The organism is Vibrio agarivorans (assembly GCF_030409635.1).
GTDB classification, from domain to species: domain Bacteria; phylum Pseudomonadota; class Gammaproteobacteria; order Enterobacterales; family Vibrionaceae; genus Vibrio; species Vibrio agarivorans.
The window spans coordinates 107,882-134,866 of record NZ_JAUFQF010000003.1 but is presented as its reverse complement, the minus strand read 5'-3'; the positions used below and the strand labels follow the sequence as shown (position 1 = coordinate 134,866).

Here is a 26,985-nt window from a genome sequence, read left to right as displayed (position 1 = left end):
AAAGTGAGAGTAACTACTAGCATATCTGAGCCTACTTCTTTGGTGTTTCGGTTGTTTGGGGACTGGTTTGAGAGTTCAGTAGCGCTGTCGTTAGAAGGATTGGCAATAGTTAAAACGGATGGCAAGTACCGCTTCTCGAATCCAAATGCCCAGTTCATGCAATCGGTCACTATACCGCAGCAGTTGGCTCTCACATTGATTAGAGAGTGTCATTTATCTGGAAGCATCGAATTGGCTGAGTCGTAACGATTGTATTCTTGGTACTTTCCACTTCTACTGTGGGTTAACTTCACTCCGTTATGGCTAGCAGTGCCTACAGTAGTACTTGGCTGCTATTTATGGGATAGATACCATCACGCCCCAATTAGGTGCTTCGCAGCTATTCTCATTGTATTTTGGGCTGTGTCCAGCTCTATTTCAAATTATCGGGTGGATTTGCTACTACTGACTTGTCAGGCAGGGTGTAGCAGTAGGTGGGCTTGGTTAGTGTCCGTGTTTAGCTCATGCAACTCACAACGGAAGAGTCCTGTTGAATTCACCGCATCGATGAGTGTTACGTGATCGTTTCCTTGGACAAGAAGTGAGAGAGGGGCAACTTGCTTGTTTTCATCATCAAAACAGTTTTCGATGTGGTCTCTCAAGACATAGCAAACACGAGATTCGTAAGCAGGACTGTCTTCATTGAATAGTTCAACTCGAATATTAAGTTGCTGATATACGTACTCAATCAAACTGTAAAGCTTCTCTGCACCATTGACCGCAGCCTTATTCGCTAGCGAATCTAATTCCCACAATTTCTTTTCTAGATCCCCCCGAGCGCTACGAGCCGTTCTAATCATCACTCGGACATCCTTTTTGACTGCGCTACAACGCTTGTCCTTAAGTTTTGGCTTTAGATACTTAAGCAATATTTCATTGCGTTTAGATGTGGGTACGATACGCGATGTATAAGCAATATGCATGTAAAGGTGGAGCAGAGATTGATTAACTAATTTTTGGAGCTGATTGTAATAGGTAAAATCGTTAGAGGTCGTCATCGAAATAGCGCTTAAGAAGTGATTTCTTGATTATAAGTTAACGACAATTTAAAGGAAATTAGTAAGCCAATTTTTTTAAAAAACTACTTAGGTTATTAGCGAGTTAATCAAGAAAAAAATCTCTCATTCGGTGTTGTAAATGCTTATGCTATGAATCACAATTACTAGACATATTTGACAGGTTATTTGTGGAGTTGCTAGACAGATATGGCAGGAAAAATCAGAACTGAGTTCCAACGTCTTGCTAATGAAAGAGGTTGGACTTTCAAGCAAATAGCACAGCGGTGGAGCTTATCTGAACGCCAGCTATCAAGAATTGCGCAAGATTCAAAAACGCGAGACTTGGACTCTGTAAGAGGTCTGCCGAGGAAGAATAGATCAAAATAGAAGGAAAGCATGAGTTCGTCACTCGTAGGTCGTGTCGCTGTAATTAAAGATGGGTGTCAGTTTGATGGTCACTGGGGAATTGTGCTCGAAGCCAATCCTGCAGATAACGAATATCTCATTGGTGGTGGTTCTATCTCTATTTTACATGTTAATGGAACAAGCACTGGCAGCGAGCCGCTCTTGTTAAGAGAAGATTTCATTGTACCTAGAAAGCTCAGTGCCGAGCATTTAGCAGCCATAGAAGCTTTCATTCTTTTTCAGAAAAGCAAATCGCTATAAGGTGATTTCGAGAAGGTAGCCGTTTACCTAGAGGTATTTTCACAACTCAATTGGCTGCAACGAACAAAGTTCACTAAAGAGCTTCCAAAGTGATTTGATAGACGAGACCGACTCAACAGAAATTGCCGAGCTGGAAGAGATGATCATCCAAGCAGAAAAAGCGATGAGACTTCTCAAAAGTCGAATTACAAAATTACAGAAATGATGTCTTTGGAGTGAGCATAATGGATAATTACAAATATTGGACAGCAGATAGGGCTAGAAAAAAGCAAACTGCCTTAACCCGTTTAGCCAACGGACTCCGTAACGAGGTGGTTTCTGACTCTCGTACACGCGGGCTTTTCACTGATGAAGAGGTCGAAGCAATGCAAATTGCTTCCAATGCCCTATCAAACGCCAAGCGTAAGTTTGAGCATTTAAAGGAGCAAAAAGCCAGAGATGAAAGGCGTAAAGCTGCTTCATCCGAAAGACGTGAACAGCTCTGCTCTAAAGCGGCTAAAGAGGTGTTTGATTCTCTTAATCCACCTCGCAACTCCATTAATAAAGAGATCTTATTATTGTGGATTACGGCAGCAAGCGTAAACCCATCTGATTTTCGTCCTGATGCGTTTATCTACGATATTGAAGATAACATGGGCGAGCACTACCTTTCATCAGATGATGAGCTGCGTTCTAGGCATGTCTCTTCAATGGCAAGCTATGCATACGAGTCGTTCAAAAAGTACCTTAACACAAACTGGCGATTTGATGTCAGAGCTGATGACTTCATTCCCCAAATGCCACTGAGTGAAAAGGTGACAGAACTACTTGGACTGGTAAACCATCCTCAATATGAACAGAATGAAAGGTTGCTTGTGCGTTACATAGAGAATATCGAAGTGTACAACAGAAAGGTTTCGGCTGTGGAAAGACGCAAGGGCTTCCACTCTGTAGATAGCGATCAACCAAAGTAGCGAATGGTTGCTTACCAGATTTCGTTCAAACAAGATTCTAACAATGGTACTACGGTATGCCACAAGCCACTTTTTCAAAAAAACACATCAGAGGGTTGCTTGTTAGCTGCTTACAGCGCACTCAACAAACCTTAATTACCACCATTTCAATTGGTGAGTTAGCTTCGTATTTTTCAACGACTAATCTCTTACCTGAATTGCGCTTAGCTATTGATACTGCGGTCAATTCCAAAAATGTTGAACGTGTCCACCTATTAGAAAATCAGTTGCAACAAGGTGCTGGTGGACTATCAGCTCCATTGTCATTGACGTTTATCGTCATGGGTAAGCCTAAGCTCACGCATTCTACACTGCCACTTGCGACTCTATCTTATAACCCAACCGAGACGCACATTGTAGGTAACGTACTTGGTCTTATTGCCATCAGTAGAACGCTCGGACACAAGGCACTACTGTTTACCTCAAGGCTATCAGCTAAAGAAGCTAAACATCGAGGACAGATGAACGATCATCTATTCCAAGAACAGGTCGAAATTCGAGTGGTCTTTGATGCTGAACAAGGGTTAGGTACTACGGAGGTTGTTGAGTTGTTTAGGCAGGGGAACATCGATACAACACTTAATCTACCCCATATTGGTACACCTTCATTCTCAGATAAAGACTTTCCATTACAGCCGTTTATTACCAAACTGATTAAGGACACAGATATTGAGGCGTGTGGAGGCGTCAATATTGAAGCTAAACATGTGAAAGTATCAGACCGACACATAACCACTCAGTACATATTGTTCAAATACATCGTAGGTGCTGTAGCAGGGGCAGGAAAACAAGAGTCTAGCAAGATGTCGAAAGATATTAAATTGTCTAACGGGCAGACAATCACTGCAGCCTTGTCCGATCAAATGATGGCAAAGATAGTGACTTTTTTGAATGCATGGCTTGTCCCATTACGCCACCAATTTCAGCATGACCGTTCAGGGTATCACCTTTCCCCTCAGTTGTGGCAAGCGCTCGGTTTAACTCTAAACCAGTTGATAAATGATGGATGGTCTATTTCAGAAATTAAAAGAGCTGGGAAAAGGCTAGGGGAGATGGATTATAGTAAAAATGCTGTTCATTGGAATGGTTGCTCAGTAATGGAGCTTGATGCCAAAGGGCTTCATTACAAAAATTCAGCACCTTCAACTAGGTTGTTTCGAGTGGGTTTGGGTGAGTATTTTGTGCAGCTATTGGTGTAAATGCGAAACCCAATCACTGTAAAGTGGAAAATGAACAAGTTACTGATATTCGGGCTACAAATTCTTGCGTGTCGGTTTTTTTGCACAGCCTCAAGGTGTGTACTAGACTGTTAAATGAACGGTCATACTCCTGCCGAATAGGCAGCTAAGCACAAAGCCCGATCATCATTTGATTGGGCTTTGTTGCGTTTGCAATCAATGAATATTACCAATTCAGTTTTACTCAATGACTTCCAAGTGAGATTTTGATGCTGGCTTTTAACCTAAAGGTGAGTAATGTTGGGCTACTTTCAATGCTACAATTCTTGTAAATTAGCGCTAACTTTGTAAAAAAAACCATTACTATGAATAAAGTCACAGTCGGTTCGTTTGGGAACTTCACAATCGAGTCTATTTCACCGACAACACCATCAGGTTACTCGACCTTGGACTGGAACGTTGAACGTACTCAAGTTGCTTATTTAGATAACAAGTTCTGGCTTCTATACGAAGCAGTTACATCCAAGTTTGGTTACTATGAAAACGGTCTCTATGTACTTTTTTCGGATGATTCTGACGATGCGTACCAGAAGCAATCCTTCATTAGTTTTCTATCAATACGAGTTCATAATGAAACATCTCCTATTTTTGATAAGTTGAAAGCCGAACTAGATCTGGTTTGGGAGATATATGTCGATGCCTATTCTGCTGGATTCAAAGCAGGAATGGATGAGGCAGGTTGCATAGTTGAACATCCAGACCTTGCCGAAATTTTCTATAAGAAGAAGTCTATTCATTAATTGTGCTCCCATAGCCTAAATCTTGAACTCTTCTTCACCAAAATCACGCCCACTTGGATCTATATCGGGTCTTATTTCTAAGGGTTATGATAAATTAACTTCATACGAGAGGGGGGGGGCGTGAACACCGTTTCCCCCAGTATTCTTTCAATATTGTTGATTTAATCTGGTTTTGACACCGACTGCAACGCACATTAGTTCTGTAGGAAGTGTTACAGATCATCGGTGATTCGCAACCAGATACAATCCTCAAGTTATTAAGGGGTAGGTTTCGCAGCTCATTATAGTGTGACTATGATGGCTGTGTTACCAGTACTGATTGTTGGGCAAGATGGCACATGTTGGTGGTTCTACTGATAAGCGTGTTTCTGCCGTACTTTTGTTTTTTGGTCAGGTTATCATAGTCATGTTAATCAAACATAGGGGATAAGAATGCAAGCTCGCATCATGCAATTTGTTTTGTGGTTTTGGTCGGTAATCGAAAACCCGTTGAAGTTTGTCCTCGGAAGATTCATTGCAAAGATCTTCATCAAGTTAGGGCAGTGGGCATGGACAATTGTGGAGGGGTTTTTCAAGTAGTCTTATCAGTCCCCGAATGAGCTGACGAGCTGATTGATGAAGGGACTCAATAAGACTTAAGCATGTAACGATGTGGCTTTACGGTAAAGACGATCTCAGCTAGCAGTCTTACCTCAATGCGCTCATCTTTATGTTATCCAAAGTCCACCTGAGTGAGAACATAGGTGAAGCTTGCAACTACCATGATTGCAAGGAATAAATCATAAGTCGGTACTCTAGGCGGCATAAAAGGCTTCCCGTCATGAATAAGCATAACGTCAAGTTCAATGGAAATTTTTAATGCTGTTAGTTGTTCCACGGTATAGAGTTCTAGTGGCACTTTTTTATAGAACTCCACAGCTTGCTGTAGACTTTCTATATCAACAAATTCTGTTAGCTTTTCTTCGTAATGTTTTCCATAAAGTGCAGTATAAACCCTGCCAACCAGCCTGTTATCTAAAAGTGCCTGATGCAATGATTCGATGCTCGCATTGCCATTTAGTACATCGATCAAGCTTGGATTGACCTTATGCCTCGATGTACCTTTTGAAACTTGCCTAAGCTCTATGATACGGTAATCAATCAGTAAACTACCGAGGTTAACGACTGCGTGCTTTATGGTTGAATTATAATTTTCTTCAATGTGTGCAGCAAGGGCGTCTGCGTAAGGTAGAACCACCTGAGAATCTTCTTTTTTTTGAAACATAGTTCATTTTCCTTTTGACAATTTATTGGCTTTACCCATTTGAACTTAGATAACTCAACATCCCATAAAAAATTAACCATACCAGCAGTAAAGTCCCAAGCAGCACTCTGAGTTGTCGGAACTGAGGCTCTGTAAAGAAGCGAAACGGGTTTTTATACAGCTTTGGGTCATCCATCTGCTTCCATTGATTTAGTATCCTGACGATCGTCAAACCACCAATCGTTGCGATTAATAGAAACACCAGTACGTTAAACATAAATGCCTCAAATTATTTTGTTACAGTGTTACTTATCAAAACGTGTGTTTTGAAAACCTATTCTATGTCTAACGGTACTTTAAGGAGTAAATTTTGTCCATTCATTTCATAATATGCTAACCTGTAGTCGAGCCTTGACTGTTTGACAAGGCAGGGAAGGTTACTCACTCGAATTCTAGGTAGGTTTTTATGAAAAAGTATCGATTGCTATCACTAATAATGGTTTTAGGTTCATCCCCAGTATATTCAATGACGGAACAAGAATGCTCCGTTCAGGCAAATACGGCTTACACATTGTTAGAAATGGTGGAGAGTGGTGTTATTCCTGCTTCTCAATCAGATAAGCAGCGTCTTGAAAGAATCGTACACCTTATAAATGAAGGGCGTTTTTGCGAGGCAAGGGAGCTATTATTGAATGTTCAGAAAAACATGGGGCATGGTAATTAACAGTGAAACGGTACAGATTATTTAGCCCTTGCTTTTGTTCTGTGTGTCAGGTTGGTGGTCAATGTCGGTATAGGGGGTTCTCTGTCGTACGCCTTTCTGATGTCAGTTACGTCCAAATGAGTAAACAGTTTTTACTAATCCCATTCTCAGCGTGAACAAATCCGTCATCCTACCTGCATCTAATGATGTGACGTTATAGACAATATGAGCTTATTCAACTGTCAGATAGCGTTACATCTCGCTACACTCAACCCCTCAATCATCTCATTAACTCACCGTTTGGTTTAAAGGAAGAAACTACTGATACGGAGAGTTCTAATGCATCATACGAACAACGATATTTCAAAGTCAGCCGTCCGAAAAGATAAATGTTATCAGACAATTAATGGCATTATCCTATCCAAGCGTGGACGGTTGCTGTCACCACAAGGTGACGTATGCAAGTACAGCGTTAGAATATCCATACAATGTGAATTTGGGCATATATGGCAACCAATAGCTAATGATGTCAAGAACGGTCATTGGTGCTCTGTCTGCGGTGGCAATCGTAAGCATACGACTGAATCAGTGAAACTCTTCGTCCGTGATCGTCACAATGGGAAGCTGTTAGATAACGAATTCAACGGCATCGCATACACGCACTATTGGCAATGTAAGCATGGTCATATTTTCCAAATGAAGGGAAGAGCGGTGCTTAATGACAAAACTTGGTGTCCTGTTTGTAGTAAGCACCATAAACAACAAAAAATACGCACAAAACGGTTTGGCGAATTAAAACAGTTAATTGAACAGGCTGGTGGAAAAATTATCAGCAAGCAATATGTCAATTCCACTACCAAGATTGATTTCACTTGTGCTCGTGGTGTTCGACACGCTTTATATCCAGTTCAGATAAAAAAAGAACTAATAAAATAGCCGTAGGATAACAATTAAGGTTATGACTCACTGAATGCATCGAAGATGAATTCAGTGCGTCATAACAATTTTATGTTCAATTACAGGGCGTCCAATTATGGTAAATCCGATTATGTGCAATTCAATTTATTTGAGCAAGTATACGATGAAGGGAAAGCGAATTAGACGAAACATTATCGTACTTAAACCAAGTAATTTAACATAATAAAGATAATATCTACTATGTTATTGATTTAAGTGACTTTCTAATTTTCATGTCTTTTCTTATTTTCTCACTGGAATAGTCTTCTTCATCGGGATTATGCTCTTTCAACCGTTTCATTTCTAGTTCTGAATTGGCATTAATGTAGTTGATCGTCATGTTATACGCGATATGTAGAATAATGGTAAAACCCAGTATAGAGAGCAGATCTATAAATGGGTTTGAGATGTTCATGTTATCTTTTATATCCATTGGTAGTTTTTCAGAAAAACTACTGCTTTTTAATGCGATCCAACCAGCTACGCAGTACACAGTCTGAAACCCAGCATGGAACAATAAAAGTGAGTTGTTAAAGCTCTTAAGAAACTCACGCATTACCACAGATTTCCAATTGGTGTATTTGGCTCTATCTTCTCTATTTGTTAGAAAGTAACGAATAGAAGCTAGGAGTAGTATCGCAGCACCTAGCAAAATAGAACCTAGCATCCACAGTAATGGATTTTTCGCGTACTCATACGATAGGTATTTTATTAATGCAACAATGAAAAATGCTATACTACCACCGACAAGTGTACAAGTGGCTTTTATTAAAGACTTAAAAGCTTCTTGCTTGCCATAGTTAATAAAGTGTTTTGCATTTTGTTTAGTTTCGACCCAGTTAAAATTTAGTTTGCTTTTCATGATAATCCCTATGTTTTCTTAATGGTAATAAATCCACATAGGAAATCAAAACATCTCTCGCTCTTTTTATAAAAAAATCCACAAAGTCATTCATTAACCTACTATGTCCATTTTTTATGATACACTGTATATAATAACAGGATAACTCAGGTGAATACTATGTCGGGTTTCGAGCTTACCACCTTTAGCCAAGCCAATGGCGTTACATTGTCACAGGACAAATCTAGTCGCCATAACCCTGCTTTGGTGTACCTAGCTTCGTTACCTGCAGCTAGTAGCAAGGCGAACATGCGGTACACTCTGAATCATATTGCTCGGAGCGTTTCGTCAGGCAGAGCGGATCTGTTTTCGTTTCCGTGGTCAGAAATGCGCAGACCTGATGTTCTTGCCATTATGAGCTATTTCCAGTCGTTATCCCCCACCCTAAGCCCTGCCCGACTGCGTACTTATCTAGTCGCTCTTAAGCAGGTTGCTAGGGAGTCGTGGCATCTCCAAATGATGTCACTTGATGAATACGAACCAATTAGACAAATCCCCTCGCCCTCTGGCTCTCGTTTAAAGAAAGGAGTTGGCTTAACGGTTGAGCAGCAAAAGGCTTTAGTTGATGTGTGCCCTACGACAACCAACAAAGGTCTGCGTGATGCCGCTATTCTGGCTCTTGCACTAAGCACAGGTCTGCGAAGAAGCGAGCTTGTTAGTCTCAATGTTTCAGATATTGATTATCGTAGTGGCGAGATGATGGTGACAGGTAAAGGTAACAAACAGCGAAAGTTGTTTGTTAAGAGGTCAACGCTAAAGCGCCTTGCTAGATACATCCAAGCTAGGGGCTATCATGATGGTGCTTTGTTTACTAGCGTATTAAAAAATGGTGGTTTAACTAATGCACGACTAAGCGCTCAAGCCATTTACAACATAGTGGCTGAAAACAGCCTACGCGCTGGGCTGGGCATTATCAAACCACATGATTTGCGAAAGAGCTTTGGAACAACGTTAGATAGAGCTGGAACATCCTTGACAGTGATTAAGGATTTATTAGGTCACTCTGATATAAGTACAACTGATGATTACATAATGAGAAGTGAAACGGAGATCAGGGACGCGATGCATAGCGTCCCTGATTTGTAGTCTTATTTACTACCACCATTGTCCTTCGTACAGGTCACGCTATTTTTGGTTGTTTCCTTAGTACCGCTTACACATTGATTTATGGAATCGTCCCAAACATAACCTTGAGAATACCACCTAGTACCTGAACAATAGTTTAAACCTGATGTATAGCCTACTTTTTCACTCCAAGTGATCGGGCTTTTCGCTTCACAGGCGGCTTTTTCAGCCGAGTAATCAGGCTCAGATTCGACAGGTGGCTCATAGGCATCTTTAATCATATCTTCAATTTCTTTACATAGCGTTTTATATGCTTGATGTGAGCAATTGATAGTGCCAAGCGTGTCGTTGGCTTTTGACGTATCGGTATTCACAACGCTTGAACCTGACGTACTAGATGAGCTTCCCCTAGTCCCAACGCTATCATCATGGTCTACATAGCTGAAACTCAAACCGAGCCCATTGCGGATTTGGTCATAACTTTTGGTAGTACTGATGGTTGTGCCTGTGCGGTCTATGTTCAGCCCTGCTGTAACACTACCGCTGATTGTAATGATAGCAACGGTTGCTATGCTAATGAGTGTACGTTTCATGTGCGTCTCCCTCGTAAGTACACGATAAATTCAAAACACACAATCAACACAATAAATACAAGTTCAATTATTATATATCACACAATCAAATGCAACTGCTTCCGTATACTTACAGTACAAAGTAACATTAGGGTCTATTAAAGAAAGAAGGTCATCTCAACCTAATCGCTAAAGTTAAAGTGCTGATTTTTTGGTTTTTTTTATTTTTCGCGCAAGCGCGGTCTAGGAGGGTTAAGGGGCGCATTGCCATCTACCCCTTGTTACTTTGTACTGTACTGTGGAGGTTTTTCTCAAAAAGTGGCTATCGGTAATCTTGGTGGAGTCCGACTATCTCTTGCATCGTTTCATAATGCATTTCGAGCTGGTGATTCCAAAGTGATGCTATCTCATCGACTGCGGCTGGACGTGCCGATAGGTATCTCACAACTACATCAATATCGAGAGGGAACGATATAACCATCTGCTCTGTGATTTCAGCTAACGCATTGTTCAGCATATCCGCTGAGACAATTTCATTATCTGAGCTGGTGAGATAGTGGCATTGATCGATGAGTGAGTTGAACTCGACCATTAGCGACTCACGCGAGTGTGTTTCCGTTTGAAATATTGTCGTGTTTATGTTCAGTTTGTCAGTCGGTGTGTAACGAGATAATACCACGCTTTTGCTATCCTCGTTCTTGTCATAGTACTCCGCATAAACACCACATGTTTTTGACCGATAATCCTGTTTGCGATAACTGGCGGTCTCTGGGGAATTTTCTAATATTTCGCGTAAATAAAATGGTATCTCGTTTATGATTGTCGGTGTTCCGTCATTGTTCGTGGGCAGATTCAAATGTTCATTGATTGAATTTGCAGAGAATGAAATTGTTATGTCGCGATTCCTACTGTTATTTTTGATATTGGTTAAGTCAATGGTATAGCCAAACAGCTTGAAACACTCGGGGTACTCAGGACTGTAGATAAGATAACTCGATCCATTACCCTTTTCGTCTTTCTTTTGTTGATTGTAAACCAGTTGTAAGAACTCTTCTGGTTGCATATTCAGATAATTATCAAAGAGCCTATCGGCTTCAAAATCTGTCTCATACATCCTATCTTTTGGAAGACCTTTTCGGATTCGTAATTTTTCCATCGAGCGGAGCTTCAGATAGAATATGACAAGGGTCGGATCAGTTTTTAAAAGGTGCTCTGGTATCGCATGATGGCTGTCTTGCATGATGATAGATTCCCAGATAGATTTATCCCAAGTGATGACGTATGTGAGAGACTCATCAAATATCTCTTGCTCGGTTTTACCACTACTTTTTGCGTTTCTTACCGAGTTGCATTTATCGAACATATGAATGGTGGGAGCTACGTTTGATTTGTCATCAAAATCTTGGGAAAAAGAGAATCGCGTTTTGCGGTTCACGTCCAAGCTTTGGCGCAAAACCTTGTAGTTGTCCGAGTTGTTTGATTTCTCTAGAAGCCCAGCGATTGCATTTAATGATATTGGTGTTTCATTGACAGGTGCTTTCTTGGTGGTGATGTAGTTTGAACGTTTAATTGCGTGATGCGCCCAAGTTATTTGTAGAGCTGCAAATGCGACAACTGCATCTTGATGACGAGTAATGTAACCACTCGGGTTTGTGATCGTTACCCAGTTTGTTTCACCTTTGGTATAGCGACTTAGCATTGGTCGCCTTACTTGGCTTGTTTTTTCTGTTACAACAAGACTTGCCAATAAGCTAAATGAGTTAGTAGAGAAATGACGATCAACAGGCAAATTCGGCACATGGTCGAATTCACGTTTCGCAATTTCGTTCTCTTCCTTACGCTTTTTCCCAGAGTCAGCTCTCGATTCCGTTGATTTTAGAACTATGTGATCGAGTGGGGACTCTGAACTTAACAGGTCATAGTCGAGTGTGTATGCTGTTTGTCCTGCACGTAAACCATCGATTCCTGTGAAATCTACCTCTTTAATAAAATGTTTGATTGGTTCATTTACGATAGTGCGTCTAGTGTAGTTTTTCAGCGATGATCCGCTCTTTCCGCATTTGATGGTTATGGTCAGGAATGGGATTACCGTGCCACGAGAGGAATTGCTATGTAACTCATCCAAAACTTCTAGGAGTTTGCGCTGTGCTTTTGTACGACTAAACAATGACCTTGTTGTTTCCGAAATAGGCTTCGCACTATCTCTCACAAAGTAGAAATTTTCTCTGGTATTGTCCAAGTCGTTAGACATCATAAAACACTCAATAAAACATAATCTTACTTTTGATAGTATGATCTTCTGCATAAGATCGCAAGGATCAGTTTTATAGTACCATTTAACAGTATTAAGATATAAATAGATAATATTCTTATATCTTAATATTGATCTAATATCTTTAATATGGGAAATGTGGGTTGCGTAAACGACTGATTATTAAGAATATATTCCATAGTATTTTATGTGTACCATTGAATTTTTGATGTGTACCATTGATTTTTCCTACTGTACCATTGAACTTTTTATATGTACCGTTGAAGTTTTCATGTGTACCATTGAATTTAATTCACATGTTGTCCACAGGTTTTCGTTGTGTCATATAGCCTTATTCACAATTTTTACCTAGAATATGTTGATTATTTTTCTAGTCGCTTATAACATTCCACATATAGTGACCATAACGGTCATTTTTATGGACTTTAAATGGTGTGTCACTTTGTTGAAGTTAGATGAGTACATTAAGGTTCACTATGATGATAGTGTACCGCGATTCGCTAAAGCGCTAAATGTCAGCGAATCTGCAATTTACAGAATGTTAAAGAATAAATCTGAGTCAATTTTCGTTACTTTTATCGATGGCTTACCCAAGCTGGTCACTGTGAAGTATGCATTAGAACCGCTTCCTGCTTATCCGAGATTCCAGTTCTACCACTCCAATCTATTTATGTTTACCTATGCTGAACAAGAGTACTATGTTGATAAAAGATTTGATTCCAATGATAGGATGCTGCTGACCTGCATTAAACTAGGCGATGGCGTTGGGATTTTAGACATTTTCATGAATGAATTTGTTGAGCTAAGGGGTATTGGTGTCATGCGATTTAGGAAGAAACACTCGTCTACCCTGCTTTTTGATGTCTATTTCAATTCAGCCAATGACTATTACATATCCTCCGCAGCCGAGGAATTGTACTTTTTAGATGAATACGGCAACAAGGTTGTTACCAGTTTGGACGAGAAATCGCTTGCTGATTCTATAGTCCATTGCCTTACTAATCACTTGAGCTTCTATTCTAATGAGCACCTGATATTTAAGGGATAGCTTTTCTTTTGGGTTATTGAGATCAGTTGTCGTGATGAATGACTTTGAATCGCTTGTGTACCATTGTTCTTTACGAGGTGTACCGTTTTCTTGGTGCATAATATGGGCAGGTTCACAGTTTTTATTAATCGATTCGGTTCAAATTTGCTCATTTTTCTGGTGTACCATTGAACTTTTTCTAGTGTACCATTGAACTTTTTCTGGTGTACCATTGATTTCTATGAACTGTACGGTTATGCGCACCTGACAATATTACCTATGTTTTCTGTAATATTTCCCTTTTAAATTACTGATTATAAGCGATAAGTTTTATGTTTTAGGTGTACTATTGTATTTCTTGATGTGTACCTTTTTTTGAGTTTGGAGTTTTAGGTACGTACTTTTAGAAAAAACCGCAATCATAGCTGACTATAATTGCGGTTTTCGTTTTTTCTAATGTTAATACTTCAATTTCTAATCGAAACTTACCATTTTCTTACTCAATTTTACTCATAATTCGTGAACTTTCCCCTATTTTGTCGCTCGACAGTATCAAAACAGTACAGTCCATAAGCCTCGATTGCGGCTAGGTGTTCCACTCTTGCTTTATTACTGCATTTTCTGAGTTCATCTAGCGTGTTCAGGTCATGCAATACCCCATAGTGCTCTAACGGCTTTTCACCTATGTATAGAATTGGAGATACAGCACGTTGTGGCTGCATTTGTTTCCTATTGCCACCTACATCGCGTGTGATTTGCTGTCGTGGATTCATCTTAGCTGGAAAAATCCGATAGAACTTCTGATAGTTCCCCAACTTTTGAATGTCATTTTTGTTGAGCTGGTCTAGGGTAAGTCCTAATTCTGGATTATTACTGAGCTTTCGTGAGTTAATTTTGTCGATGTATTCTATTGCTCTCTTCCGATCCATTTTTTCAGTAGTGTAGCCTTGGTTTAACCAACTAAAATGGATTCGACAAGCATCAGCATCAGCTAACCTTATTAGCTTGGTGATCGATTTTGGCAGGATGTCTGGAAAGAAATGCTTATAGAACAATCTCGTTCGCTGCATTGTATTTGCAAACAACGGTTGAAGGTCTTGTTTTAGCGTTCTTTTCATCGTATTGATTTCAGCAACCAAGTCATTGATGAGGGTTGTGTGTTCCTCAGAATTTGGCTTTAAATGGACAATGCCCACACTCCGCCTTGCAGCTATCTGTGACAGCGTTTCGTTTGTGGTGTTAAACCCATCTTTACTTCGATATTGAAAATCTATTTGTTCAATTGCATGTAAAGCAGCTTCTTTGCCTTCTAAACGTATTAATTTCACTGACGTCAGAGGATCGAAAACGGTGTCGTACCCGTCTTCATTTACCGCAGCACGAGGTAGAACAGCTACGTTGGCATAATACACCTCACATTCGACCAAGTGTGCTTGCAGTGTGTTCAATTTATTGCTGATCATCTGGACATCAGCAAAAACTTCATCGATAGTTTTGACTTCGCTCTCCGTTGTATATGTCATACTCCCCTACCCCAATTCCCCTAATACGCTCTATAAGCCAGTCATCCAAATAATCACAACTGATGCATTTCCATTCTCCATCTGATGTTCTTTTCCACACCATCTTTCGATAAATTTTGTAATTTTTAGGGGCAATGTCATACCCCCCATTGATATTAGCAAGTACGTCACTTGCTCCCTGCTGCCGCCTCATTTCGCATCTGTGATTGCCATCAGAAACCGCATAGTAAATTGCCTCCCCTTTTATTCGATAGTAGACAACCTCTATTGGTGGAAGCCTTACACCACTAGCAACAGCTTTTTTACAGCGCTCTGTACGTGAAGGTTGCCATTCCTCAAAGGCTATTTGATCTAACGGCAAACGAACTGCCGCTTCGTCTTTTAGTGAGATCCAGTTATCACTCTCGGCTAATTGCGAAAGAGCAGCAATGGTCTTTTTGCAAATCAATTGGGAACAACGCTCATCAGTTTTTTTGTAAAAGCAGTCATCAGCAATCTCTTTTTAGCTACCAAGTTTTGGTCGAGTCCTGCTTTATTCAGCATGTCTGCAAGTATTTCTTTTGGTTTATTCATCAACTCTTCAACAATGCACTCAATGGCTTTCTGGTAAGCGTATTGCTCCACTGTGAACAGCTTATCTATTTCGAGGGTCGCGTTTTTGTAGAGAATTGTTGCCTCTGAGTCATCAAGCTCGATGTTGACTTTGTTAAAGTGACAACCCAAATTCACTTCGATAAACCAATGGCGACTTCCAGCCTTTTCTTCTTCCGTTACATAGAACTCCTTGAATTTGTTTTGTGTATCGAAAATGGCTGTAAGCTCAGTGCTTTCAACGTCAAATCCAAATGTCTTATGCACGACATCAAGGGCTTCATTGAAGGTTGGGGCAATTTTTTCAAATAATACTTCAAGTTCTTTTTGCCTTTCGTCCGTTTGATGCCTTTTCATTACCGCATGTTTTACTTCAACACTGCGCTTGCGCTTCTGAACGTAAGGTTTCGCTTCTTTACCATGTAGCTCATCGTAGGTGGTAAACTCAGGCTCATGCTCATCACACCATTTCACCCAATTATCAAGATCAACTCGGTTGGTTAGTGGTTCGGAATATCTGTTTAATGGATGGACAAACAACCCCATCAGACCAGTATGACCGTACATTGCTAATGATGCTTTACGAGCTAAAGTGTAGGTCTCACGTTGTTCGCTGGTTAACCGACCCACATCAGGTAATTTTGAGGCATTAAACGTTTGCCATTGTGCTTCATGGTTTAGGTATGAAACCTTTAACTTTGCAGCGGCATCCACCACGTCTGCGTTCAGGTGCGCTTTACTATCAAAAATGCTGCTCAAGTCTTTCTTCCCAACAATGTCCTGATGAATAGCTTGGCGAACTGGTAAGCTACCCTGTTGTGCAATTAGCTCGGCAAAGTTATCAGATTGGCTGAGATTCAAGTCAGTAAAAAATTTCTCACTTTCTCCAATCTCTATTTTCCATAGAGGCTTTTGCAATTCATAATCTTTTTCAAGTAACGGTGGTAGGTCACTCTCAGAGTGAATGCGATAATAGAATTCAGGGTATTGTTTAGTACCGTAGCTGATTGTTCCGTGTTGATGAGCTTCTCCCTCTAAGGACATTTGCTCATCAGCATCGAATTTAGACTTATGGGAAATGACCAACTCTCTATCGACCAAATCGCATATGAGCGCCTTTATTGACGTCATGGTAAATGCATTTCTTCGACTTAGACGTTCTTCACCTAACTTTTTGAAAAAAACTTTTGAGTTCATATCACCTGACAGTTCAAACGCCTTTTCCAGCATGTAAACCGCAGGGGCGCTTCGTAAGCTCGGTGTGTTTTTAACGTAAACGTCTTTGATGATCGCCTTGAGCACCTTTGTTTTTGTCAGTTCGTTAATATCTTCTTGAAAAGCAGCTTTCAGCTTATTAATGGTTTGAGCAACTTCTTTGAAGACGTTGTGGTAGTATTCATTATTGTCATCGACTTTCACCCACTGTGGCTCACTGCCGATTGCCCCTAGCCTCCACAGGGTCGGTTCTTTTTCGTTGAGATATTCACGGGTTATTTTGTGTTTTACACTCATCAATGCGTCATCAATATTCAGAGCACTAATCATGACTGCTTTATCAATGCATTCGCTAGGTGACGCCCCATTAGTCGATAAGTACAGTTGACTGAGCTTCTGACTAGGAGCGATTGGCGTTTTGTCTAATTTTAAGATCTGCATTTTTGTACCTTATTTATCTTTTACTGCTTCGATAATATATGACGCAGAATGATCACTTAGGCTTGTAAGCCCAACTCGCTCAAGTTTCTGATTTATTACTTGTGCGTTGTGAGTGTTGATTTTAAACGATGTGAGAACATGCTCTCGAACATCATCTGTTTTGTCTTTTATCTCGGGATTGAGAGTAATGTCGTAAGCTTGTGATAATCGATATGGAGCTGCAACAGCTAACCCACATCCCGTCAGCAAACTACCAAATGTGGCTTTGCCTGTTGAAAACTCTTTTGCTATGACATGGGATTTCATAGCCGTATAAACAATAGCAATAGCAATGACAGCTAAGGTTGCTATACCATATCCTGATATTGTATCGAGCCAGTGTTTGATGCTTTCCCAATACGAGTAATTCACAAGCTCAGCCACATGATACGGCTGTAGTGTCAACGCTGCTCTCCAATCCCCTATTTGAGCTACATTCACGTTGATTGTCATATACACAAGTAAACATAACAATGAACTGTATGTCGTTCTATTTGCCCGACTCTTTGACTGGCGCGAACGTTCATAAAGAAAACTGACTAGCAATAGATACAAAAGAGGCAGTATAGAGAAGTCACCATATTGGAACGATTCAAGAATAAGTAATGAGGTAATACCCCCATCTACCCACAAAAGGGTCATAAGATGATTCAATCCATCCACCAAACCAACTGTGGAAATTTCACCATCAATGACACTTTTCTCCGTGTACAAGTTGTTGATGGCATCAAAGTTGATAATTGCGATCAAATTAACTGCAATCATTAGTAGAAAGCTTAAGGCAGCGATAGCGGTTGCACCTACAGCAATGAGTCTTCCTGTTGTATATATTGGTTTCGCAATCATCGTTTCACACTCCCTATGACACTTGCTTTAAGTATATTTAAGGTATCCCCGACTGTTTGTTTATAACCAACGGAGTTTTTTGTCAATTGAGTCACTGCCAGTCGCAGTAGCTTATATCTGTGTTCTTGCCCAAATACGATACTGAGCGATTGTCTTTTTCCAGTATCATTGCTTATATTTATGTTTATCGTTTCGTCAGGGTTTATGTTGATATAGGCGATTTTATTGTTACGTCCTTCGCCCTTCACTCCATCAATCTTGTTATTTTTGATTAACCCCATCAACGACAGACACAGGGTAGACAATTGATGCTCTTCCAAGTCCATAATTATTTTTTTAGAAAAGTCGGTTTGGCTATGCTGTCTCGGTGCTAAGGTTATTCTGACTGTGTGTAACACTTCACTCTTTCTCTGAACGACATGTCGTTGTAATTGAAGTTGAGCGTTGTGTGAGAACACCTGTACGACTTCCCCATATTCCATTTGCATCTCATATCCCCAGCAGGGCTAGTTCCTTACGTTTATTTTCCATCGCAATATTGTTCATGCGTTCATTTTTTTTCATCAGCAGTTTAGTCAGGACTTTGCATCGACTAATATCCAGCGTCTTGATTGCTCTTGTTAGAGCAACATATAGCAAGTTCACTTCCTGCTCTAAGCTAGCCGCATGACTTTTCTCAATGAACTTATCGAAGTCGCTGTGCAGTACGACATGGTTATGCTCAATCCCTTTACAAGCATGAGCTGTCGAAAATAAGCGCTGAGCTTCCGTAATATCAGTATTTAGTGACTCTTGGATCACTTGCTTAATTGCCTCGAACCCATGATTGAGAACAGCATTTACAAAACTCTTATATTCGCCACCATCACCACTAGTTGCAAACGCTTCAAATTCTGCCCATGAATCAAATAGGCGTAATACCCCAGATTTAACAGGCTTGTTTTGATATAAGGAGTAGGCTTCGTCCAATAGCTTAATCATGTTTTTATTATCGCGAAGCAGGTGGCATTTTACACCTTGCTGTGTCGCATAAATCAATTCACTAATCAATTCAGCGTTGGTTCTAAATAGCCATAGCTCCTTATTTTCAACTACCGATGATGTTTTAATAGTACTTTGCTTGTTTGGGTTTCCTTTGAATTTTGGGCTTGTCCCTTTGTACTCTTCAATCAGTGAATTAGCGAGGTCGGCTATCGACTGTCCGAATCGGTAACAGGTACTCAGTTCAGCGGTGTACGTTGATTTTAAACCTAATTCGTTCATCACATTTACAGCCCCACGCCATTCGTAGATAGATTGGTGGGTATCACCTGCAGCGAGCTTCATTGTACTAATAGTTGAGAATAATAGCTTCACTATTGGTGCGCTGTCTTGAGCCTCATCCAGAACGACTGCTTTATATTCTTCTAAATTAATCTCACCTGCCGCTACTTTTAAAACAAATTCTTTTAGGTAAACATCATGGATGATAGGTAGGGTCGAATCACTCAGAGTCAGTTCATCCCATAACCGTTTCAGGTACATGACGTAAGAAACAATCTCACCTTTATTATGACTTTTAAGCAACTCCTTCGCATTGTCATTAGCAAATTCAGTAATGCTGAGCACTTCCGAATTCGCATACTTCTTAAGACCTGTTAAAAGTTTTTGAGAAAAAGTTAATGCGTCAATTGCGCCAATAAACGCAGGTATTTCAATTTTCTCCGTAATCATTTTCGGTAATAGTGGTCGTTCAAGTCGAGATGATGAATATTTCTTAATGTACTTTCTAGCTAGCTCATGACTTGTGAGTACATCCACATTCTTACCGAACGTTGAGCGCATCTCATCAACGATGAGTCTGTTAAATGCAATCACAAGACATTTGTCTTCGTGGTCAAGGGAGGAAAGCAACAGGTTACATGTGTATGTCTTTGAAGCACCAGCCCCCGAATTTAGAGTAAGCAGTTCACCACGCTTAAGTCGCATGAATTGACTTCTAGCAAAATCCTGCTCTTGGCTTATCTCGTGACCTCTAAATAACATAACCTTTCCTTTTTTCCTTTATAGTTGTCTCATTGAGACAGTTTTGCTCACCCTTCAAAGTTGTCTCATTGAGACAGTTTTGCTCACCCTTCAAAGTTGTCTCATTGAGACAGTTTTGCTCACCCTTTAAAGTTGTCTCATTGAGACAGTTTTGCTCACCCTTCAAAGTTGTCTCATTGAGACAGTTTTGCTCACCCTTCAAAGTTGTCTCATTGAGACAGTTTTGCTCACCCTTTAAAGTTGTCTCATTGAGACAGTTTTGCTCACCCTTTAAAGTTGTCTCATTGAGACAGTTTTATGCTGCCGCAACAATGATGTCTCTGCATTCGTTATAAATAGCTTCTAGGTGGTATCGTTCTTGGTCAGAAAGACTCTGACCTTTAGCCTTAATTAATGCCACCAGCTCATCCATGAGACCAGTGATATTATCTTCACCATCGCTTAGCGCTTTTATCATTCTTTTCTGCACATCTGTAGCCAAAGCAATCACGCTCATAGGCTTAGTAGTGTCCTGCTGCTCTGTTGATGCTGTAGCGAGGGTGGGGGTCTGATTATTTAACACTTTCGCATCGTGCTTCTCTAGCTCTGCATCATCCATGTTCAGAGAATTGATGTAGCGGTATAATCGCGTATGGGCAAGATCGCGTAGCATCGTGTTTTCTAGCTGCGTTCGCGGTGACGTAATCCAGTTTGGGTTTAGTTTCTTAACTGTGGGATCAATGTCAGTGAGCATCAATTTATACTCAATAGGTTCTAACGTTGTGTCGTAGAACTCGATGCTTACAGCTAATCCAAGTTCCGCAGCTATTGCTTTATCCCAAGACTCTTGGTAAACAGGCTTACCTCCATCCATGCTTACAACAGAGTACTGTTTGGCAATCTTCTCCCAAGAACCAATCTCAGTTACTTTAATCGAAGAGATTTCATTGTTGTTTTCCAAAACCAAGCGTAGAAGCTTACCAGTATGGGCAATTACACCATACTGGTCATAGAAGCTACCTTGTAGAACATAGTCGGGCGTGACGTTCCAAGCATCCGCTTTCATTAGCAGAGAAAATATGGTCGCTTCATCTCCGTAGAATTCTTCTCGGACATCTTTGCTGCGAGCGTACATCTGAGCTAACGTACGCAATGTTTGGATGTAATCTGGATTAAGCCATTTTTTCATTTTAGACCCCTAAGCGGCATTTGATTTTGAAGAGTTGGAAGTCATCAATGCATTAAAGCTTGGATATTCACTTTCGCTTTCGTGTTGCGAACGAGCGATTTGTGGTTGCTCGTTCTGCGCTTCCGCTTTTTTGTTCATGTGTGCCTTATGAGATGAGATAAATTCCATCTCTCGCTTAACTTGATAGGCAGGTACGTCTAACATCTCTTCGTCCTCAAACCCCGTGAAAATATCGTCATCAGTCCAATGTTCGATTTCTAAGAAACTTGCATCGATGAGTTGATTCGCCCGTTCGCGGTGATGGGGCTTGTAAACACCAACACGAATACGAATAGGCTTCGTTTCTTCTTTACCAAGCTCAGGTGCATCTTTCTCTACAAAGATAAACACAAACTTTAGTAACGTTTCAGCACCATCAGGTAAGCTTTCACAGACCTTGTTAAAGCCGCGACTATAGAAGGCTTCTTGGACGTGATAATTGAACGCGCCAGCATCGCGACTCATTTTGTCGAAATCCACCGAGCTGACAAATTTAAGGTCTGCCATGATGTTGTATTTGAGGTTAAGCAAGTCAGCTTTTAATTTGCACAATACCTGACGGACTTGATTTGGTAGTGAAGGGTGTTTGATTTCTTCGTTCCAAAACATTGCCACTTCATACATGTTGTCATCTAATGATAGGTACTTGCTTGCTCTCGGGTGTTGCTTAACTGACTCAACAATTCTCATCGCATGATCAAATTGTTCTTGGCTAATTAGCGTTTTTTTCTGCTCTGACGCTCGGTATTTATCCGCTTCCACCAGCTCTGTCATAATCACGGGTTTGGTTTTGTAGAGGCGCTCAAATGCCTGAATACATTCGTCTAGCTCAAATACCTCTTTATCGCTCTTCTTATTGCCGACATTCGGTAATTTAGTCAGGTAGCTAATAGCGTACTCTTCACAGCTATCGTTTAGAGCTTGGTTGGCTTTTAGTTCGTTATATAAAGTATCGATAGCTTGTTTTTCGTCAATTTGCTGTTTTTGCGATTTCTGAGTTTTTGAATAATCGGATAGTGCTTTCTTCTTACTAGCTTGAGTCAGTGCAGATTCAATGATTTGCTCTGGCACGTACTCCATAAACTCATCAGCACTCATCGTAGTGCGCTTTACAATCACTGCATCAATAAGCGAGTTCAGGATTTGACGTTTTACGCCTAGCTCAGCTTTATAGAAACTTTTAACCTCAGTTTGGGTGTAAAGCTCATTAAGCGCAGCAGACAGGGCTTCGACCTTAACAGCTACGAGTCTTTTCAGCTCATCCCCCTGAACTGAATCAGTGATGCGAACAAGGATTTGTTCTTCAAATCGTTTCAAGGCTTTTGTTTTACCTGCGGTAGTAAGTGTTGCTGTTTTGTACTCGGTAGGCAGCTCACTATATTCGGTGATTTCCAGCTCTTTAGTTTGACTACTCGAAGAGTTAAATACCTTTGCTGCTTTCTTAAGTTCTTTTGCAAATGCGCTGTGCTTGCGGTTGTGCTCGGAAATTGTCGCCTTAAACGCTTCGACATTGACAAAGAAAGCATCGTTGTCGCGGTGAATTTCTTCATAGTTTTTTTGCAAAACATACTTAGAGTCAAAAGTTTCAGGCTCTAATGTCAAGCAATGGAGTAGAGAGCCATCGTCCATACCGCTCGATTTTTTCTTACCTCGTTTGTCTACTGTGAAAAATTTGTAGTCCAAACCAGAGCGCAATGCAGGGTCAATGGCGTGTTTTGAATGTGACCCAACAGCAAAGTAATCTGAGTCACTAATATTAGCTACAATACCTGTAGGGGTCTGTAAAATAATGTTCTCTTCGCCCAGTTGCGTCAAAATGCTTTGAACAGAGTCGCGATTAATCATGATGGATACCTTTTGTTTAACTGACCCTATAAATATAGCAAGAATAATCAGTGTGTCAAGATTCTGTTTTCAAATAGGTGCTGTGTTCGCTTAATGCTGTGTTGTCACGAAAATCGCGGGGTGTGCTAATTATCGTAACAAGATGCCTTTTATTGACTTTGTTTCTGATGTAGTATCTAGTTAACGATATGACATGATAACCAAGCAAGGTTTACCAATATGAATGGATTACAGACTCTCAAGGCTTACACCATCCTAGCTGAGCGCTTTCGGGATGTGATTAGCCGAGCACAACGTCACGAGTATGATCAGCAGATTGATTTACTTTCTGATCTGAATAGCGAGTTGTATGTTGCACCGAACGGGAAGCGTCAAAAGGTATTCTGCTCACTAACAGAATTAGGTGAGTGGCTTTATGGTAAGAAAATTGCCTCTACAACCGTTAAACGTTTGGTCGATAAATATCAGCCTACAGGCGTTATTCCTCAGAGTGACAACAAGCCGAATATTTACCGCATTCCAATGTCCGAAGCTATGCGTATTGCCACAGGTGAAGAGTTAAAGACTCCCTTTAAACGTGATGTGGAGCAAGATCTACAAACGTGGCTTGTAGGGAATCTCAAAGGGGGGAGTGGCAAGACAACCACCACTTACAACCTAGCGCTAGCTTTAGCAACTGAATTACCTGTCACTTATCGTGTTGGTGTTATCGACCTCGACCCTCAAGGCAGTTTGACTGCAACAATGCTTCCTAATTTGTCTGAGGATGCATTTAGTGTCGGTGATATTGTGATGCAAAACTTTGAGCTTGATGAGGGTGAGACTTATCAAGATTTTATCCGAGACGCATTCCATGAAATTAATCACCCGAATGTGCGAGTCCTTCCAGCGAAAGAGACGGATAACCTTTTTAATCTACGTAGTAAAGAGCTTGGTAATGATTACTACAAGGTTTTAGAGCCAATCATCGATGCGGTACGAGATGATTTCGACATCATCCTGTTTGATACACCACCCAATATTAATGACATCACCATTGCAGCGCACTTTTCTGCAACTAGTGTGCTTATTCCGCTTCACCCAAGCGACAAAGACCGTGACGGAACGTACAAGTATCTCAAGACCTTTAAAATTCTCTATGAAGAATTGGTTAAGTCTCACGACCACCAAGGTTATGACAATATCCGAATGCTCACAGTCGGAGGCATTAAAAACTCGGCAACTGACCAAGAGCTATTGCGTGAAATTTGGTACGCAGGGGGTACAACGATGTTGCCTGACTTGGGTCACAGTGAAGCTGTGAAAAAAGCCGCTTTCAAATATAAGTCGGTACTTGAAATCTCTCCTTACGAATATTCAATGAAAGTCGATGGCAAAGTACTCTACGGCACAAAAGAGTCTCACGCTGCAGCAATGGAAATTATCAATACCGTGGCTGTTGGTGTCGAAGGTGCTATGAAGAAAACTTGGGGCTTGGCAATCTAAGGACTTAAAGAATGGCTAAAAGAACGATACAACTGACTGCTACCGATGCGATGGTAGGTCATAACCCTCACACTGAAAAAACCAAATCGACTGCACTTGACCTGCCTGACGATGGTTTTGATCTGGACTCTGAGTTAGGCGAGGAAGATTTTTCTCAAACAATCACGGCAGAGGATGTAGACCCTGAAACGCTCAAAGAAGGTAAAAATGAGATAGCTCTACCGCTTGGGCGTAATGGGGCTGATGTGGTGTTTAAACTGGTTCGGATTCCTGCCGATGAACTGGCAAAGAGAGTGACTATTCATCCAGATAACGCACGGGTTAAAGAGTACTTCACGGAACTTGATCGCTTAGAAGCGAAAAAGATGATTTCAGAGGAAGGGATCAATGTCTATCCAGCACTGGGTACTTTCAATAAGCAAAACAACCTGATTGAACTCGTTGATGGCTTTAGACGCTCTCAAGGCTGTGAAGCTGGCGGTTATGATTTTCAGGTTTACGTCTCTTATGACTCAATAAATCCAAAACGTGCCAGCAGCTTAAGTCGAAATGCGAACTTGCATGTAGGTAATGGTCTGCTAGAGAAGCGCCATGCTTTAAAACGAGAAATTGATTCAAAACATCGACACCATGAGCTTGCTTCTCAAAGGGCAGGGAATGTCGATAACACTAAAAAGCTAAGCCAATCTGCCATCATCAAACAATTGGGCATTCCCAGAGCTGATTATTACGCAGCCATCCAGTCGTTTGAGGTTAGCGAAAAGGTTTGGAAGCTTTTTCCCTCACCTGCAACTTTAGGGCGACCGTCAATCAATACCGTCATTGATTACTTCCGAATCTGCGATGAGAGTCAGCTCACAGAGAGCAAAAAAGGAAAGCTTCTGAATGAAGAGCAACGAGCCACTGTGATTACAACAGTGAGCCAATTCGTTGCCCAAAGTAATTTTGCTGTCAATGAGATCGCTCCAAAGGATGCCAATACTGCCACTATCAAGTTTTTTTCTAAAACCTGCAGTCAATTACTAAAGGAAAGCAATCCTAAAGTGTCTGATAACGTGAATACCTTGCCAGATAATTTAGGTAAAGTGACGACTAAGGAAAATGGTGCTTTGACGATTGAGCTTCAAACTCTTTCCTCTGAATCGATGAGCGCACTGATGGCTCAGTTACAAGCAATGATTGAAGATGCCAATTAGCGCCATCACTAAAAAGGCGATAGAGCGTGAGGCGTTAACGATTGTTGGGACAGCTTGTTTAGTGGCAAGTAGAACTACTGGTATCGAGCTGCCCTACAAGACGGTGGTTTTAAACACCGTTTTGTCTTGGCAGGGTAGTCGAACCAGTCATGCTAGAATCAACGAGCGAGGGGCAGGGTTGTATTTTGCTCTCCATGAGCTTTTCGCTTGTGAAATGGATGGGCGATACTTCTACAGCGAAAGTTCGGCACTGGCTAGGTCATATTTGCCACCAGCTTACATGACGCCTAATGAAGCGCTTTGCTCTTTGATTGCCCACGAGGTCGCACATCTTTATATGTTTCATGTTCCCAAGCTTAGAGACCGTAACAACCATCACCACCAAAGCTGGCTTGATTTGATGCTTACCATTCGAGAGAGGTTGGTGTCGGTCTTCTGTTTCTGCGTAACGAACGAGCTTGAGCAGCATCATAAGGACGCCAGCACTATCAACATGCGTTGGCAGTTTATTCGGCATTACGTTCGTTGTGAGACGCTTAAAGAGTGTGGTGCGTTGTTACCAGCAAAGCCAAGCCGCGACTTGGATATAATTGCGAAGTTGATCATTCGATTACGACAGCGCAAGGCTGTCAGGGGACTGTATCTAATGTCGGAACGATTATTCGTGTAGTTCACTCTGATTAGAACCATAAGCCGAGGCATTAAGCCTCGGTTTTTTTCATTGGTATATTTTGTACTAACAATTCATTTAAGAGTGACTCTTGTCGTTGGACAAAGATAAGAACTTTTCTCCAACACAGGGCTGATTACTATGTGATGTAACAGCCAAGAAGTAACAACAAAGATCGAAACTTTGACTCCATCATCGTTACTATCCTGTAGGAGAGGAATAAAGTTCGTTGCTAAACAGTCAAGCAACCCTGATCGAACCGTTTAATCTTAAACATGATCAAAAATAAAGATTCATACTGATTGCTACCACCAAGTCCTAATCAAGCTACAATTGATTATTAAAGTATCATACTCGTTTTCCCCTAAACTCCCATTGCGCCTATGGTATGTTAAACAACACGGTCAAATTCCGTGATGTGTGTATTTCTGGTTATTTAAGGAAAATGCACAATATGCCCAAGTCAAAATCTAAGGCTAAAAGCCTCAC

The 26,985-nt window shown here is 40.9% G+C and carries 26 protein-coding genes; 12 read left to right on the top strand and 14 right to left on the bottom strand.

The window, feature by feature from the left end; all coding sequences use genetic code 11:
* The coding region (locus QWZ05_RS08385; RefSeq protein WP_290297924.1) for a hypothetical protein at positions 1–246 on the top strand (246 nt) is incomplete at its 5' end.
* Between the two features lie 206 nt (positions 247–452).
* On the opposite strand, the gene QWZ05_RS08380 is transcribed toward QWZ05_RS08385, so the two are convergent.
* A complete protein-coding gene (locus tag QWZ05_RS08380; protein WP_290297922.1) occupies positions 453–1,037 on the bottom strand; it encodes a DUF2913 family protein in 585 nt (194 codons plus the stop codon).
* A 396-nt stretch (positions 1,038–1,433) separates the two neighbouring features.
* Here QWZ05_RS08380 and QWZ05_RS08375 point away from each other — a divergent pair, with 396 nt between their 5' ends.
* From QWZ05_RS08375 to QWZ05_RS08360, 4 genes are all read left to right on the top strand, one after another.
* Positions 1,434–1,703 (top strand): hypothetical protein, encoded by a 270-nt coding sequence (locus QWZ05_RS08375; protein ID WP_290297921.1) that lies wholly within the window; start codon positions 1,434–1,436, stop codon positions 1,701–1,703.
* Between the two features lie 224 nt (positions 1,704–1,927).
* Positions 1,928–2,656: a hypothetical protein gene (locus QWZ05_RS08370; RefSeq protein ID WP_290297919.1), complete on the top strand. Its 729-nt coding sequence runs from the start codon at positions 1,928–1,930 to the stop codon at positions 2,654–2,656.
* Between the two features lie 56 nt (positions 2,657–2,712).
* Positions 2,713–3,894, top strand: a complete 1,182-nt coding sequence (locus QWZ05_RS08365; protein WP_290297918.1) for a hypothetical protein — start codon at positions 2,713–2,715, stop codon at positions 3,892–3,894.
* 344 nt (positions 3,895–4,238) lie between these two features.
* Positions 4,239–4,673, top strand: a complete 435-nt coding sequence (locus QWZ05_RS08360) for a hypothetical protein (protein ID WP_290297917.1) — start codon at positions 4,239–4,241, stop codon at positions 4,671–4,673.
* Positions 4,674–5,385: 712 nt separating this feature from the next.
* Here the strand turns inward: QWZ05_RS08360 and QWZ05_RS08355 are convergent.
* Both QWZ05_RS08355 and QWZ05_RS08350 read right to left on the bottom strand, forming a co-directional pair.
* Positions 5,386–5,937 (bottom strand): hypothetical protein, encoded by a 552-nt coding sequence (locus QWZ05_RS08355; RefSeq protein ID WP_290297916.1) that lies wholly within the window; start codon positions 5,935–5,937, stop codon positions 5,386–5,388.
* Positions 5,938–5,968: 31 nt separating this feature from the next.
* The gene (locus QWZ05_RS08350; RefSeq protein WP_290297914.1) at positions 5,969–6,193 is read right to left on the bottom strand and encodes a hypothetical protein; all 225 of its coding nucleotides are present in this window, start codon (positions 6,191–6,193) and stop codon (positions 5,969–5,971) included.
* 189 nt (positions 6,194–6,382) lie between these two features.
* Here QWZ05_RS08350 and QWZ05_RS08345 point away from each other — a divergent pair, with 189 nt between their 5' ends.
* Positions 6,383–6,640 carry a hypothetical protein gene (locus QWZ05_RS08345; protein ID WP_290297913.1) on the top strand — a complete coding sequence of 86 codons (258 nt, stop codon included), beginning with the start codon at positions 6,383–6,385 and terminating at the stop codon, positions 6,638–6,640.
* Positions 6,641–6,958: 318 nt separating this feature from the next.
* Positions 6,959–7,555 carry a hypothetical protein gene (locus QWZ05_RS08340; protein ID WP_290297912.1) on the top strand — a complete coding sequence of 199 codons (597 nt, stop codon included), beginning with the start codon at positions 6,959–6,961 and terminating at the stop codon, positions 7,553–7,555.
* Positions 7,556–7,775: 220 nt separating this feature from the next.
* On the opposite strand, the gene QWZ05_RS08335 is transcribed toward QWZ05_RS08340, so the two are convergent.
* The gene (locus QWZ05_RS08335) at positions 7,776–8,438 is read right to left on the bottom strand and encodes a hypothetical protein (protein ID WP_290297911.1); all 663 of its coding nucleotides are present in this window, start codon (positions 8,436–8,438) and stop codon (positions 7,776–7,778) included.
* A gap of 495 nt (positions 8,439–8,933) precedes the next feature.
* Between QWZ05_RS08335 and QWZ05_RS08330 the strand changes: the two genes are divergently transcribed.
* Entirely contained in the window at positions 8,934–9,563 is a 630-nt protein-coding gene (locus tag QWZ05_RS08330; RefSeq protein ID WP_290297910.1) for a tyrosine-type recombinase/integrase, read from the top strand.
* A 2-nt stretch (positions 9,564–9,565) separates the two neighbouring features.
* On the opposite strand, the gene QWZ05_RS08325 is transcribed toward QWZ05_RS08330, so the two are convergent.
* Positions 9,566–10,135, bottom strand: coding sequence for a hypothetical protein (locus QWZ05_RS08325; protein WP_290297908.1), 570 nt, complete (start codon positions 10,133–10,135; stop codon positions 9,566–9,568).
* A 301-nt stretch (positions 10,136–10,436) separates the two neighbouring features.
* Positions 10,437–12,368, bottom strand: coding sequence for a replication initiator protein RctB domain-containing protein (locus QWZ05_RS08320; protein ID WP_290297906.1), 1,932 nt, complete (start codon positions 12,366–12,368; stop codon positions 10,437–10,439).
* 436 nt (positions 12,369–12,804) lie between these two features.
* Between QWZ05_RS08320 and QWZ05_RS08315 the strand changes: the two genes are divergently transcribed.
* Positions 12,805–13,434 (top strand): hypothetical protein, encoded by a 630-nt coding sequence (locus QWZ05_RS08315; protein WP_290297904.1) that lies wholly within the window; start codon positions 12,805–12,807, stop codon positions 13,432–13,434.
* A 485-nt stretch (positions 13,435–13,919) separates the two neighbouring features.
* On the opposite strand, the gene QWZ05_RS08310 is transcribed toward QWZ05_RS08315, so the two are convergent.
* The 8 genes from QWZ05_RS08310 to QWZ05_RS08275 form a co-directional block, all read right to left on the bottom strand.
* Positions 13,920–14,936, bottom strand: coding sequence for a DNA replication terminus site-binding protein (locus QWZ05_RS08310; RefSeq protein ID WP_290297901.1), 1,017 nt, complete (start codon positions 14,934–14,936; stop codon positions 13,920–13,922).
* Positions 14,896–15,384, bottom strand: coding sequence for a hypothetical protein (locus QWZ05_RS08305; protein WP_290297899.1), 489 nt, complete (start codon positions 15,382–15,384; stop codon positions 14,896–14,898). The genes QWZ05_RS08310 and QWZ05_RS08305 overlap by 41 nt, the downstream gene beginning before the upstream one ends.
* Positions 15,381–17,183 carry a hypothetical protein gene (locus QWZ05_RS08300; RefSeq protein WP_290297897.1) on the bottom strand — a complete coding sequence of 601 codons (1,803 nt, stop codon included), beginning with the start codon at positions 17,181–17,183 and terminating at the stop codon, positions 15,381–15,383. The genes QWZ05_RS08305 and QWZ05_RS08300 overlap by 4 nt, the downstream gene beginning before the upstream one ends.
* 9 nt (positions 17,184–17,192) lie before the next feature.
* Positions 17,193–18,068 (bottom strand): hypothetical protein, encoded by an 876-nt coding sequence (locus tag QWZ05_RS08295; protein ID WP_290297895.1) that lies wholly within the window; start codon positions 18,066–18,068, stop codon positions 17,193–17,195.
* Positions 18,065–18,556, bottom strand: coding sequence for a hypothetical protein (locus QWZ05_RS08290; protein ID WP_290297893.1), 492 nt, complete (start codon positions 18,554–18,556; stop codon positions 18,065–18,067). Before QWZ05_RS08290 ends, QWZ05_RS08295 begins: the two co-directional genes overlap by 4 nt.
* A gap of 1 nt (position 18,557) precedes the next feature.
* Positions 18,558–20,093 carry a UvrD-helicase domain-containing protein gene (locus QWZ05_RS08285; RefSeq protein WP_290297892.1) on the bottom strand — a complete coding sequence of 512 codons (1,536 nt, stop codon included), beginning with the start codon at positions 20,091–20,093 and terminating at the stop codon, positions 18,558–18,560.
* Positions 20,094–20,388: 295 nt separating this feature from the next.
* Positions 20,389–21,261 (bottom strand): hypothetical protein, encoded by an 873-nt coding sequence (locus QWZ05_RS08280; RefSeq protein WP_290297890.1) that lies wholly within the window; start codon positions 21,259–21,261, stop codon positions 20,389–20,391.
* 9 nt (positions 21,262–21,270) lie between these two features.
* Complete coding sequence (locus QWZ05_RS08275) at positions 21,271–23,145, bottom strand: PD-(D/E)XK nuclease-like domain-containing protein (protein ID WP_290297888.1); 1,875 nt, start codon at positions 23,143–23,145, stop codon at positions 21,271–21,273.
* A gap of 219 nt (positions 23,146–23,364) precedes the next feature.
* Between QWZ05_RS08275 and QWZ05_RS08270 the strand changes: the two genes are divergently transcribed.
* The 3 genes from QWZ05_RS08270 to QWZ05_RS08260 are packed head-to-tail and all read left to right on the top strand — an operon-like array spanning position 23,365 to position 26,496.
* Entirely contained in the window at positions 23,365–24,630 is a 1,266-nt protein-coding gene (locus QWZ05_RS08270; protein ID WP_290297886.1) for a ParA family protein, read from the top strand.
* Between the two features lie 11 nt (positions 24,631–24,641).
* Entirely contained in the window at positions 24,642–25,826 is a 1,185-nt protein-coding gene (locus QWZ05_RS08265; RefSeq protein WP_290297884.1) for a hypothetical protein, read from the top strand.
* Positions 25,816–26,496 (top strand): SprT-like domain-containing protein, encoded by a 681-nt coding sequence (locus tag QWZ05_RS08260; RefSeq protein WP_290297882.1) that lies wholly within the window; start codon positions 25,816–25,818, stop codon positions 26,494–26,496. Before QWZ05_RS08265 ends, QWZ05_RS08260 begins: the two co-directional genes overlap by 11 nt.
* The last annotated feature ends 489 nt before the right edge of the window (positions 26,497–26,985 follow it).

Excerpts from the sequence above, each read along its gene's own strand:
- QWZ05_RS08380 (WP_290297922.1), bottom strand. The coding sequence starts at position 1,037 with ATGACGACCTCTAACGATTTTACCTATTACAATCAGCTCCAAAAATTA.
- QWZ05_RS08375 (WP_290297921.1), top strand. The coding sequence starts at position 1,434 with ATGAGTTCGTCACTCGTAGGTCGTGTCGCTGTAATTAAAGATGGGTGT.
- QWZ05_RS08370 (WP_290297919.1), top strand. The coding sequence starts at position 1,928 with ATGGATAATTACAAATATTGGACAGCAGATAGGGCTAGAAAAAAGCAA.
- QWZ05_RS08365 (WP_290297918.1), top strand. The coding sequence starts at position 2,713 with ATGCCACAAGCCACTTTTTCAAAAAAACACATCAGAGGGTTGCTTGTT.
- QWZ05_RS08360 (WP_290297917.1), top strand. The coding sequence starts at position 4,239 with ATGAATAAAGTCACAGTCGGTTCGTTTGGGAACTTCACAATCGAGTCT.
- QWZ05_RS08355 (WP_290297916.1), bottom strand. The coding sequence starts at position 5,937 with ATGTTTCAAAAAAAAGAAGATTCTCAGGTGGTTCTACCTTACGCAGAC.
- QWZ05_RS08350 (WP_290297914.1), bottom strand. The coding sequence starts at position 6,193 with ATGTTTAACGTACTGGTGTTTCTATTAATCGCAACGATTGGTGGTTTG.
- QWZ05_RS08345 (WP_290297913.1), top strand. The coding sequence starts at position 6,383 with ATGAAAAAGTATCGATTGCTATCACTAATAATGGTTTTAGGTTCATCC.
- QWZ05_RS08340 (WP_290297912.1), top strand. The coding sequence starts at position 6,959 with ATGCATCATACGAACAACGATATTTCAAAGTCAGCCGTCCGAAAAGAT.
- QWZ05_RS08335 (WP_290297911.1), bottom strand. The coding sequence starts at position 8,438 with ATGAAAAGCAAACTAAATTTTAACTGGGTCGAAACTAAACAAAATGCA.
- QWZ05_RS08330 (WP_290297910.1), top strand. The coding sequence starts at position 8,934 with ATGATGTCACTTGATGAATACGAACCAATTAGACAAATCCCCTCGCCC.
- QWZ05_RS08325 (WP_290297908.1), bottom strand. The coding sequence starts at position 10,135 with ATGAAACGTACACTCATTAGCATAGCAACCGTTGCTATCATTACAATC.
- QWZ05_RS08320 (WP_290297906.1), bottom strand. The coding sequence starts at position 12,368 with ATGATGTCTAACGACTTGGACAATACCAGAGAAAATTTCTACTTTGTG.
- QWZ05_RS08315 (WP_290297904.1), top strand. The coding sequence starts at position 12,805 with ATGGACTTTAAATGGTGTGTCACTTTGTTGAAGTTAGATGAGTACATT.
- QWZ05_RS08310 (WP_290297901.1), bottom strand. The coding sequence starts at position 14,936 with ATGACATATACAACGGAGAGCGAAGTCAAAACTATCGATGAAGTTTTT.
- QWZ05_RS08300 (WP_290297897.1), bottom strand. The coding sequence starts at position 17,183 with ATGCAGATCTTAAAATTAGACAAAACGCCAATCGCTCCTAGTCAGAAG.
- QWZ05_RS08295 (WP_290297895.1), bottom strand. The coding sequence starts at position 18,068 with ATGATTGCGAAACCAATATATACAACAGGAAGACTCATTGCTGTAGGT.
- QWZ05_RS08290 (WP_290297893.1), bottom strand. The coding sequence starts at position 18,556 with ATGCAAATGGAATATGGGGAAGTCGTACAGGTGTTCTCACACAACGCT.
- QWZ05_RS08285 (WP_290297892.1), bottom strand. The coding sequence starts at position 20,093 with ATGTTATTTAGAGGTCACGAGATAAGCCAAGAGCAGGATTTTGCTAGA.
- QWZ05_RS08280 (WP_290297890.1), bottom strand. The coding sequence starts at position 21,261 with ATGAAAAAATGGCTTAATCCAGATTACATCCAAACATTGCGTACGTTA.
- QWZ05_RS08275 (WP_290297888.1), bottom strand. The coding sequence starts at position 23,145 with ATGATTAATCGCGACTCTGTTCAAAGCATTTTGACGCAACTGGGCGAA.
- QWZ05_RS08270 (WP_290297886.1), top strand. The coding sequence starts at position 23,365 with ATGAATGGATTACAGACTCTCAAGGCTTACACCATCCTAGCTGAGCGC.
- QWZ05_RS08265 (WP_290297884.1), top strand. The coding sequence starts at position 24,642 with ATGGCTAAAAGAACGATACAACTGACTGCTACCGATGCGATGGTAGGT.
- QWZ05_RS08260 (WP_290297882.1), top strand. The coding sequence starts at position 25,816 with ATGCCAATTAGCGCCATCACTAAAAAGGCGATAGAGCGTGAGGCGTTA.